This is a genomic window from Empedobacter sp. 225-1 (genome assembly GCF_030328185.1).
GTDB lineage: Bacteria > Bacteroidota > Bacteroidia > Flavobacteriales > Weeksellaceae > Empedobacter > Empedobacter stercoris.
In genome coordinates, this window is the sequence record NZ_JACALO010000021.1 from 41,601 (window position 1) to 53,819 (window position 12,219).

The window sequence follows — 12,219 nt, forward strand, 5'->3', positions numbered from 1 at the left end:
TTTAGAAAGTTATAAATTCTTTTTAATAAAATTTGTCATCTTACGGTAAAGCTGTACACGTGTATTTCCACCATAAATTCCATGGTCCTTATCGGTATAGATTGCCATATCAAAATCTTTATTTGCTTGTACCAACGCTTCCGATAATTCGTATGTGTTTTGTGCATGTACATTATCATCTGCAGATCCAGAAATCAACAAGAAGTTACCTTTCAAATCATTTGCATAATTAATAGGTGAATTGTCATCATATCCAGATGCATTTTCTTGTGGTGTACGCATAAAACGCTCCGTATAAACCGTGTCATAATAACGCCAATTGGTAACAGGTGCTACTGCAATCGCCGCTTTGAACACATCATTTCCTTTAAACAAAACATTAGATGCCATAAATCCTCCGTAAGACCAACCCCAAATTCCGATTCGTGAATTATCAACATAAGGTAATTTCCCAATTTCTTTTGCTGCTGCAATCTGATCTTCTACCTCATATTTACCCAATTGTAAATACGTTTGTTTTTTGAATGCTTCTCCTTTATAACCTGTTCCACGTCCATCAACACAGAAAACAATATACCCTTCTTGTGCCAACATCATGTGCCAATAATCGTTTGAATTGAAGTACGAATTGTTGACATTCTGAGAACCTGGACCAGAATATTGATACATCAACACAGGATATTTTTTGTTTGCATCAAAGTCTTTTGGTTTTATCACATACGCGTTCAATTCGTTTCCTGCAGCAGTTTTCAAAACAAATAATTCTTTTGTCCCGATATTATCTGCATTCAATTTTTCTTTTACAGATGTATTGTCAACGATAACTCCTAAGTCTTTGCCTGATTTAGAATCTACTAAACTAATTGTTCTTGGCGTAGTGATAGAGGAAAAAGTATTAATGAAATACGTAAAATTCTTACTAAAAGCAGCCGAATTTGTCCCATTATTCTTCGTTAACATCGTTGTTTTCTTACCATCTAAACTAACCGAAGAAATTTGTCTTTCTGTCGAAATACGTTTCCCGTTATTAGAATTTGATTGATAATAAAGCGTTTTGTTTGCCGGATTATACCCATAATAATTCGTTACTTCCCACTCGCCTTTTGTAATTTGATTGATTAACTTTCCGTTATCGGCATAATGGTAAATATGATTATTTCCATCGCGCTCAGAAGTCCATAAGAACGAATTATCCGCTAAAAACTCTACAGTTAAGTTATCTGTCTCAATCCACGCTTTATTTGTTTCAGTAAATAATTTATTTACTTTTTTCGTGTTGATATCATAAAACGAAACATCTACATTATTTTGATGACGGTTAGACGTTACAACCGTTAATAAATTCGCTTTTGAAGAGAACTTAATTTTAGGAATGTAATAATTCTGAACTCCGTCTAAATTAACATTTGCAGTTGAGTTATTCTTCGTATCAAAAACATGTAACGAAACTTCCGAATTATCTTGCCCTGCCTTTGGATATTTGTAACGTAATTCTTGTGGATAAAGATTGTTGTGATAAATCGGAATATTAATTTCTTTGACTTTCGATTCGTCAAAACGAACATAAGCCAAAGACGTTCCATCAGCATTCCAATCAAAATTTCTTACGAAACCAAACTCTTCTTCATAAACCCAATCGTTGATCCCGTTGATAATATTATTCTTTTTACCATCCGTTGTAACTTGCGTTACTTTATTTGTTTTAAGATCCTGAATGTATAAATTATTTTCAAAAGCAAAAGCTACTTTAGATGCATCTGGCGAAAACAAAGGTTCTTGAATTTTCTTCCCATCAAAAACAACTACTTTCGATTTCGTTTGTGTATCATATACTTCAAATTTCGCTGTAAATGAATGGCGATAAATCCCTTTCGTTTCTGTTTGCAATAATACATAGCGCTCATCCGAACTAAATTCATATCCCTCAAACTTACCTGGCACAACTACAACGTCAGAAGATTGTCCCTTTTTCAATGTCGATTCGTACGAACGTTTTACCAATCCGTCTTTTGTCAGAATAGTATAATTTTCTCCATCATTCAATGAATTAACACCAAATAATGAGCTTTCGCGGTATTTACCTCCATAAATTCCTTCGAGCGTAATTTGCTGTGCATACGAATACGCACCCATCGCTAAGACCGCTAAACTTAAAATAAATTTCTTCATAGTTTTCTTAAAATGTGAGTTCAAACTATCAAATATAAACAATTCTATTTTTTCTAAAAGCACATTTTTTCGAATAATCCATTATAATTATCGTTTCAAAAAAATATATAAAGCTACTTTACACTTTGGATAATGAACAACTCATAAGATTCTTTGCGGTGTTTTAAAGCTTTTTGTATTCCAAATCCACTTATTTTATCTCTAAAAAGTTATAATATAACAAATTAAACCACACAAATTACAATTCAATTCATTTCTGTCCACATTTGTCCATATTTGTCCACTTTTGTCAATCAATTTTCAAAACAATAAGTGCTTTAAGCAAAAACAAAATAGCCCCTACCCCGCTGTTTATAGGAGCTAACGGAGATATATGTTTTGAGTTGATTTTGAGCTTGTTCGACCTTTGTTCGAGGATGCTTCGAGAACTCTTCGGAAAAATGGGCTTTTAGTCGAAGGATAGTCGAACAAGACTCGAACATAACACGAAGAATTCTTATGATTTTGGGTAACGAAAAGATAAATTTCGAATATTTTATCTAAAAAACGACACTACAAAAAGAAGTTATTTATAGTAAAAAAAATAGAATGTATAATATTTTTGTCCGATTTGGATATGCCGTTTAAACAGCAGAATGCACCTTTCCGAGCATTCCTAACTACAAAATCATTTATTCGAAACGGCACTTATTAAAAGTCAATGTTTTGACTTAAAACTTTTAGTGTATAATAGCATGTTATGTAAACATAGCTTTGGTGGGGTGGCTGGCTTATCCCCATTTTGGTATGTGTTGGATGGAGTTTCTTGCTGTTGGTGGCATTCGATTCTTATAAAACTTATTATAATGGGTTTTATACAAACAAAAATGCGAGAATCTCGTGGAATCTCGCATTTCATTATTTTATATATTAGATTTGATCAATAAATATATGAAAATGAATATTAATAAGCCTATTATTATATATAAAAGATATTTTTGAAAAGCCACTTTTTCTTCCAGCGATTCAATTTGTTCTTTATAATTAAGATTTAATATATCATTATTTAATTTATTATACTTTTCATTTATATCATTATTCTTTATATGGTTAAAAATATCTAAATTATAGCTTTTATTATCTAATTGAATTTGTCTTAATTCATCAGTTAAATTCTCAATTCTAATTATTAAATTTTGATCAATATTCTGAATTTCTTTATGAAAGAGATTATTATCTAATTTTAAATGGTCTATTTCTTTAACTAACTTATCTATAGAATCACGTCTTTTTACTTCTTCAGTTAATTTATCAATTGTAATTGCTAAATTTTTTTCAACTTTTTCAGATAAACCATCGCTTACATTTAATAAAATTGTTGCTATATCCTGCTTATATTCTTCTGTTAAATTAGATTTATTACTCATTTGATAATGTATTTTTAATTCTTGTATGATTATCTGTCATTCTATAAAGCTTTAGAAAATTCTCAAACTTACAAATTGATTTATCTGTTTTCCATGTTTCAAGGGACTCTTCAATTCTATTTAATAAATTAATGGAATACATGTCTATATTATGATTTACTTTTTCTATTTGATTCAAAATAGAAATTTTTTGAGCATGTTTATCCTTATTTTTTTCTAAAAACAGCTTATTTCTTTTTGTCAATTCATTAAAATTATTAGATATATCCCTTTCTAAAATTGGGAAAATTAAATCAAATTCTTTTAATTTTAAATCCATTAAATTTGAAAACAAAACTTTGTTATCTTTTAATTCTTGATCATAAATATATTTTTTAAAAAAACTTTCATCATTATTAAAAGAAATAGAAATTTCTTTTTGAGCTGTATTAAGTTTCTCAAGATAAGTTTTAAAGTTGTCTTCTAACTTAATTCTATTAATAGAATCATTAATTTTTTCGGAGTGCTTTTTAATATATTTATTAGTATCCTTAAGTGCATCATAAAACAATGATCTCTTATCAATCTTTCCAAAACTATTTTTCAGTTCTATAAAATTATTTTGTAAGCTAGCCTTATAGACTATAGTTTCTTTAATAACCTTTTTACTCACATTTAAGTTATATTCTATCTTTGTCTTTTCAGTGTAGTTTTCTTTTATATCTTTATTGATGATTTCCAACTCTTTATTAATTATTTTGGAATAATTCTTTAATTGATTCTTTAATAAATCTAATAATAAATTAATACTCTTAAAGTTTTGATCTTTAAATTGAGTTAACAAATCAACCTCAAGTTTTTCAATTTGTTGATAAGTATTTACCCTAGCAAATTTTTTCTTAGGATTTTTAAATGATGTAAAATATATACTACTCCTCTTCAAATTATCTAAATCATCAAAAACATTAATATTAATGTTTTGAATCATTTCTTTTTTTCTATCAAAGACCTTTTCATAACTCGGCTCTTCGCAATCATAATCAGCAATATCAAATTGATTTACTATGAAATGTATTGACTTATTAATATCTTGAACTAATGATTTATTTTGCTCTAATAAGACTAAATCATCTGATAAGGTCCTTTTAGAGCCATCAAGTAACCATAAAACAAACGATTTACCATTAAAGTTTTTTAATACAATGGGATCTGTTTCAGATTTTGAAGATCCCAAGCCAGGGGTATCTATAATTTTATAATTTTTAAAATATTTTAAAGGAAATTTAATACTTATATTTTTTACAGTATTAATAAGATTTATTATATCATCTTTATCTTTCTTTGCAATTATATGATTACGAAAATAATCTATCTTATCATTTGTATCTAATGGAAAAAATAATTGATTTGTAAAATCTAAATATCTACAATAATATGGAAATATATTTCGATTAAATTGAATAGTATCATAAAGCTCTATTATAGCATGAGCTGATAAAATAGATTCACAATGCTCTAAAGATTGTACTACTCCCGTTTCAACTTTTGTAGAAGTCTTAAATAATGGTGTTTTCTTTGTATCATAATCCAATAAAAAATTTAATAGAGTTGATTTACCTGTACTTGTCTTACCAATTATATATATACTTTTCTTTTCTTCTAAAACTTCCTCTCTCCAAAATTCTATTGAATTTTGATTGGAATCAGACGTCAATTTATCTAATAATTTAGAAGTAATCTTATCATAATCATTAAGTATCTCTTTTAGAAAACTACTTTGCATATATTTCCTCTAATTGAGTTTTAAAATCTTGTAGTTGATTAATTTTATCACACAAAGGATTATTTATTATAATATTTTCTAAATCTATTTTTTGATTATTAATTAACTCATTTTTTTTAATATTAAAGTAAATATTCATAGACTCTAGTATTTCCATTTTAGATGTTTGTATTAAAGTTTCGACTTCTTGATAATATGTATACTTTTTATAAAGAATTATACCATTACTAATATTCAATCCTAATTCAACCAATACTTCCCCCTTTTCAAACCAACTCATTTCATTTAAAGATTTCTCTTTTTTATTAGCTTCTTTTTCTTTATTACTATTATCATCTTTATTATTAGATTTTTCAGCTAATAAAATTCTTAATTTTTCAAAATCTAAATTAATCGGTGATAAAATATCATTTCCAACGATAGGAAGAATAGGTATGGTAATATTATATTCTTTATACTGATTGGTTAACTTCTGCCATGCATTATCCCATTTTTTTATAAAATTGGCTCTCTCTTTTTCATAATGATCATCATCAGTACTTTTATTACGATTTAATACAGAATTAAAAATAGTTGATTTAACCTCATTTAAAATAAGTTCTAAATCACTTACAATAGAAACTTCAAAACTATTCTTATTTTTTTCTATTTCCCTATATTTTTCTTTAAATTGTAATTCTATTTTTCTTTTTGATAATTCATTTAAATTATCTTTTTCTGAAGTAAATTCATTTAACCTATTCTGAATAATAGCAATATAATGATTAAAGACTCTTTTAGCTTTATTACGTTTTGATAAATCAATAATTTCTAAATGGGATTCTATTAATTGATCTTGAATTTCATTAATACCATTATTCTCCTTTGCTTTAAAATAATCATTTGATGATATAATTTGATATTTATAAACATTAATATCTTTAAAGCAAGTATTTAATCTATCGTTTACCATAATAGGAATTGTTTTACGAGTTATCCCTTCATCTGGATCAGTCATATCAGCCATTGTAAAAACTACAAACAAAGGAATTTTCAAATCATTAATTGATTGTAATAATACGTATTCTTCATTACTTATTTTCCCAGTTGCTTGAGTGAAAAACAATATTAAATCTGCTTCTGAAATCATTCTTTCATAAAAAGAAACATCTCTTTTATAATCTAGTACTCCTGGAATATCTACAATAATTCTATCTTTTAAAATATCTTTATTTAAATAAACATCTAAAACTTCTTCTTTATCATTAAAAGACTTAAATATCTGTTTTCTCTCTAAAACTTCGTCTGGCAACTGTATAGTAGACCCATCTCCCAATTTTATATGATTTTTTTCAGCATAATTAAAATTAAATCTAGACTTCGTTGATACATTAGTACTTACAAATAATTCATCACGTTCAAGACCTAAAAAAGCATTTAAAAATGTAGTTTTACCAGTAGAACTTTTACCACATAAATAAATCAAAGGAGCTTTATTAGCCAATGAATCTATTAGCTCATAATATGGTAATTCTAATTCATTGATATTCTTCTTAAGAAAATCAAAAAAATTATCTGTATTTTTCATAAATTATAATGTATATTTTTTTAAATCATTTTCTATCTTTTCACAAATAGAAGTCCCGGCCAATAATATTCTTAAATTTTTGTCTTCACTACTAGATTGCTCTAGCAACTCTTTATTTATACTCTCAATAAGTTCTTCTAAAACTATTTCTGCTTGGTTATAAAATAATTTATCAAAACCTCCGTCTAATTTTAAAGATTTTTTTAATTCTCTTTTGATATCGTAATACATATCATATAAATCTTTTCCTAAAGACATTAAGTCATATACTATTAAAGCCCAACCCAACGGAGTTCCTCCTTTAACAGCTGTACTTTTAGCTTTTTTTATAGCAATCTTCTTTCCCTCATTTTGGATTAATTTTCTTATAAGTTTAACTACTGGTTTAATAAAATTTCTTTTAAATACAGTATTTGCTCCCTTTCGTAAATCTCTCTTTGCTATATCTTTTAATAAATTCTGCAAAATATTTTTCATTAATGGAGAAATAATCTTCAGAATTTTATTCATAATTGGACTAACATCTATATTATTAATACCTTTACCTTCAAAAGAAAAGGGACTATTACTATCATCCTTTTTAAATTTATTATTAATATTTTCTCTTTCAAGATCCAGAAATATAATTTCGATATGTTCACTCCCTCTTCTAGCTATTTCATTTAAAGATTCAACAATTTCTTTATTAATAATATCTTCTATTATAAGTGAAACTTTTCTTGAAATTGGAGATTCTGAATTTTCCCCTTTCAAAAAATTTGGAATTAAAGAATTTAAAACTTCTTTCATAAATTCAATTACACCAATTTCTTTTTCTATTCTTTTAAAAATTTCAGTTAATACTTTATCTTCAAAAAAATTGGATTCATGTGGAAGATTAATTTTGACCCATTCATCAAAACGACTTTTTATAAACTTAACTAACTTTTTATAATCTTCTTTTCGTTTTAAATCCTCCCTACCTAATTTCTCAATTTCATTTTCATAATAGATTTTTAAATTATTTAAACGTGAGATTACATTGTCATCACTTTCTTCCTTACTAGCAATTCTTTTTAGTTTTCTTTGAATCTCATCAACTTTCGATTTTTTTGCTCTTGGTATTAAATGTTCTTCACTAAATCTGGCAAAAGCATTATATTGAGACACTTCCCCTAAAACCTCTAAACCTAAATCTGTGTAGTATGCAGAATCACCATCTACTGTACATAATCCTTTTTCTAAGCAATAATTATAAAATGATTCTACTTCAAAATCGAAATCAATTAAATCTTTATCTGATTTATTAATCCCATATAACTTATTATCTCTTAACACATCAAGATTATCTACAGAATCACTATAAGCAAAACCATGATGCATATAGTTATAAATCATCCTTAATTTTGATTCCTCACTTTCTAAATCTTCAAGATCAATAATAAACTTAGAGTTCCCTTTATGGTTTTTAGAAATCTGAGCAAAAATCCCATTGAATATAAATAATGCAATTTCATCATTCACTCTCATTAAGCGATTACCTTCTAAATTAATTAGAAACTGATCTACAACATCTATTACCCCATTGTCCTCATCTTGTTTATATAATTTATCAGGAAACGTTATTATACCTACAATTCGATCATTGTCTGCATGAATTTTTTTTATTAACCAACTATTAAATTGATCTAATATTTGCTCTTTACTATTTACCCATAAAATAATATCTGACTCTGCAAATAAATGCTGTACTTTCGGATAAAAATCTTCAGTAAGCACATTCATTCCTGGTGTATTAATCAATTCAATATTATTTAGAACATCACTCTTTATATAAAACGTAACATATTTTATATCCTTAATTAATATTTTCTCCTCTAGATTTCTACTAGCTTTGTCTATAATTTTATTTGCCTCATCAACTGAACATATTTTTTCAGTTCCATCAATTAATTCAAAAACTGCTTTATTAATCTCATCTTCACTTCGAGGATAAGATAATCGAACAATTACATTTTCATTCTCGTTTGTTGTACTAGGCATTAATGACTGTCCTAGAAGTAGATTAACAATGGTTGACTTCCCTGTTCCTTGACTTCCAACAACAGCTATCTTAAAGGGCGTATCCAGTTCTTTATAAAATTGTGATAGTTTATCTTTTAAGCTGATTGAAATTTGCTCTAAATTTTGAGAATCTTGTCCAGAAGAATCTGTTACTCTATAATCTTTTAATTCAACAGCTATTTCACTAATAATATTACTAAGATTATCTTTTGAATGTAAAAGTCTTTCTTTTAATATATATATTTCTTGTTCATTCATTTCTCTAATAGTTATTAAATAAATTATAATTCAAATCTCCCCTCCAAAAAATCACTCCAAGTATTTGGTGAGAAATAAGCAGAGGTATGTTTAATGAATGTTAAGTTGATTTGATGCCCATCAATCGTAATTGAGGCCGTACGTGGGCTTACGTTGTTTATTTCTGGATGAACGATACGATCTGTACGTTTGATGTTTAATTTATCCATCATTCGTTCGAATGGTTCTGCGGCACGTACTCCTATAAAAATACAATCAGTAGGTTTAAGAATTTTAGCTACTTCGATGAATGTTTCCCACCCTTTATCAAAATCTTTGATCGTTGGTTGTTCTGTATTTTTTTGTCCGTTGATGTTACTGTAATTCATACTTCTTTGTACAAAATTATAGTATGCCAATTGACTCCATAATTTTTCCTCGTTTATTGGCTTATTTCCATATAAAGCGGAAAACAAGTTTTTTAAAGGTTTATGTTCGTAGGCTTTTTGAATTTGTGTTTGAAGAATTGTATTTCTTGTAAAATCGTTTTTAGCCGCTAAATTTAGATTAGCCGAGAAAGCATCTTCTGAAGAACCATCAGCGTAATGAGATTCCCCGATAATTAGAAATCTTTTATATGAATTGAAAAAATCTTTTCCAATCCAAGGTAACCAAGTTAGTGAAGAAATTGTATTTAGTTTTGCGTCTTCATTGGAATTAATTAAGCTCATTTTTAGTTTTTTAGTTTGTTATAAAATTTGCTAAATATAAGTTCTAATTTGAAATTAAAATACCATATTGTTTATTTAATCTTAAAAAATCATTGAATTATAATTTCCTAATCTCAAAATTAGAAAGACTTAAACCATTAACAGCTGTATTTGTTCCGTACTTTTGGTTAATAGCATCAATAATTTCTCTTTGATTAGGTGGTCTTGATGTGTTACGAATTATAATCTCTACGGACATCCCTTTCGCTAATTTTCCGTACTCTTTTTTAGCTGTTACTTTGTATAAATGTGTTGACATATTTTTTAGTATTAATTTAATATTATTCTTTAACATAAATATACTTATCAACCTAATTAATTGAATATTATACTTGAATAGTTATATATGATGAGATTTATAAAATATGATTTTACCTCTTTAAAATCTAATAACATTAAAAAAATTGCCCATCCTATTATCATTTTACCACTTATTAAATAAGGCAACCCTCCGAATCTTATTGGAAATAATAGATTTCCGATTAATCCTATTGCAATAACTAACGTGAATGTGAACAAGCAATCGAACCAAATGTTACTATACCAAACAAAAAATTCCAACCTATCTAAAGCTTCAAAAGCTTTCTCATCTATGATTTCATGTGTATTTATTTCACTCAATTTTATTTGAGGTAATGGCGCAAACTGACTATTCTGTTTATTGTAAATTGTAATTTGCTGATTTATATAATTTTCTAAATCAACCTTAGATAAGCCATTTCTATTAAAGGTGTTTATCCAATTTTCCACCCTTTCTTCTCGAGATGAAAAAAAGGAACGATAACACATTTTAAAAGGAGCTAATGAGAAGTATTTCGTTTCAATCTCTATACTGCCTCTTACTTTCTCTTCAAGGTAATCATTCACTATTAATTTTAAGTATTCATTAGGGGCAATTCTATTGACTATATTCTCCTCATTGACCTTTTGATCTGAATCATTATTCTTTTTACATGAAAAACATAATGCAATGACTACTAAGATTGATAAACTAAATCTTTTAAGCATTTTTCTTTTTATTGTACTTATTTGAGACAAAACTACTACCTTAGTGCATCAAACTATGATACACTTAAAATGGGGCAAGAATTAATTATAAAAAGGCAGATTTTATTTGTAAAAGCACTACGAAATAAGCCAAGCACACAAAAGGAAATTATTGATTACATTACCACTCGTGATGAAGAAATTGGTCTGATTGATCGAAATATGTTTGAACGAGATAAAAGAGCAATTAAAAATGTATGGAATATGGAGATTAATTATAATTGTGGAAAATATGAGATCTCAGAATCTTATCATAAAAATTATATCATCGAACGATTAATTAGTTCTTATGAAATTATTTACGCTTTAAACAGACCTCATACGTTACATCAAAATCTTTATCTTCAAAAAACAGCTACAAACCAAACGAAGTATTTTGATGATATCTTAAATGCTATTGAAAATAAAAATAGTATTGAATTTCAATTGGATAGTTATGATAAAGGTATAAGTAAAAGAAAATGTGCGCCAATAGCTATTAAAGAAGCTAATTATCGCTGGTACTTAATTGGTTATGATATCGATAAAAAAGCATTTAGAAATTATGGATTAGACCGTGTTGATTCACTTAGAACTTTAGACGAAAAATATACTTCACCTCCTTTTAATGTGGATGAAAAGTTTGCACATACCATTGGGATAGAATACGACAAAGAAGTAAAAGAAATTATTTTACAATTTGATTTGAGCCAAAAAAAATACATCGAAAATTTACCTATTCATACGAGTCAAGAAATAAAAAACTGTACAGATACTACGTTTGACGTTCATTTATTTTTACAACCGACATATGAGTTAAAAATGAAAATTTTAGAATATAGTGACCATTGTGAAGTTTTAGCTCCTGCTACGCTTCGAGCTGAATTAAAAATGACAGTAGAGAAATTGTATAAGAAGTATACTACTCAAAATAAGTAAGCTGCGTAAGTAAAAATGGGCAAAAAGATATTTTTTTTTGAAGTTTAGAAAAAACTGTTTTAAACAAAGATAGTAACGCAATAAGAAGAACCAATGGTAGTGTTTCAGATGTGTTGGTGAGTCATAAAAAACACATAAACAATTAATTAACAATAAAATAATTTTACTCAATAGTGGATAATCTCTACTATTGGGTATTTTTATTCACTTAAAACATCTAAAATCAATTCATTTGATAAGTTTGTGTATCAGATGTGTTGGTAGAAAATTTTAACACAATTTAATCTTTAACAATGTATG

At 27.2% G+C, this 12,219-nt stretch carries 9 protein-coding genes; 1 reads left to right on the forward strand and 8 read right to left on the reverse strand.

Annotated features, from left to right (window positions below; genetic code table 11):
- Positions 1 to 9 precede the first annotated feature (9 nt).
- From HX088_RS07865 to HX088_RS07900, 8 genes are all read right to left on the reverse strand, one after another.
- The gene (locus HX088_RS07865) at positions 10 to 2,169 is read right to left on the reverse strand and encodes a S9 family peptidase (protein ID WP_260541440.1); all 2,160 of its coding nucleotides are present in this window, start codon (positions 2,167 to 2,169) and stop codon (positions 10 to 12) included.
- Positions 2,170 to 3,071: 902 nt separating this feature from the next.
- Positions 3,072 to 3,575 carry a hypothetical protein gene (locus HX088_RS07870; RefSeq protein WP_286483851.1) on the reverse strand — a complete coding sequence of 168 codons (504 nt, stop codon included), beginning with the start codon at positions 3,573 to 3,575 and terminating at the stop codon, positions 3,072 to 3,074.
- Positions 3,568 to 5,337 carry a dynamin family protein gene (locus HX088_RS07875; protein ID WP_286483852.1) on the reverse strand — a complete coding sequence of 590 codons (1,770 nt, stop codon included), beginning with the start codon at positions 5,335 to 5,337 and terminating at the stop codon, positions 3,568 to 3,570. Before HX088_RS07875 ends, HX088_RS07870 begins: the two co-directional genes overlap by 8 nt.
- Positions 5,327 to 6,904, reverse strand: a complete 1,578-nt coding sequence (locus HX088_RS07880) for a GTPase domain-containing protein (RefSeq protein ID WP_286483853.1) — start codon at positions 6,902 to 6,904, stop codon at positions 5,327 to 5,329. Before HX088_RS07880 ends, HX088_RS07875 begins: the two co-directional genes overlap by 11 nt.
- Positions 6,905 to 6,907: 3 nt before the next feature.
- On the reverse strand, positions 6,908 to 9,205 hold the full coding sequence (locus HX088_RS07885) for a dynamin family protein (protein WP_286483855.1): 2,298 nt from the start codon (positions 9,203 to 9,205) through the stop codon (positions 6,908 to 6,910).
- A 23-nt stretch (positions 9,206 to 9,228) separates the two neighbouring features.
- Positions 9,229 to 9,915: a hypothetical protein gene (locus HX088_RS07890; RefSeq protein ID WP_286483856.1), complete on the reverse strand. Its 687-nt coding sequence runs from the start codon at positions 9,913 to 9,915 to the stop codon at positions 9,229 to 9,231.
- 97 nt (positions 9,916 to 10,012) lie between these two features.
- Positions 10,013 to 10,213: a DUF6140 family protein gene (locus HX088_RS07895; protein WP_286483858.1), complete on the reverse strand. Its 201-nt coding sequence runs from the start codon at positions 10,211 to 10,213 to the stop codon at positions 10,013 to 10,015.
- 56 nt (positions 10,214 to 10,269) lie between these two features.
- A complete protein-coding gene (locus HX088_RS07900) occupies positions 10,270 to 10,962 on the reverse strand; it encodes a hypothetical protein (protein ID WP_286483859.1) in 693 nt (230 codons plus the stop codon).
- A 69-nt stretch (positions 10,963 to 11,031) separates the two neighbouring features.
- Here HX088_RS07900 and HX088_RS07905 point away from each other — a divergent pair, with 69 nt between their 5' ends.
- Complete coding sequence (locus tag HX088_RS07905) at positions 11,032 to 11,919, forward strand: helix-turn-helix transcriptional regulator (RefSeq protein ID WP_286483860.1); 888 nt, start codon at positions 11,032 to 11,034, stop codon at positions 11,917 to 11,919.
- Positions 11,920 to 12,219: the final 300 nt, after the last annotated feature.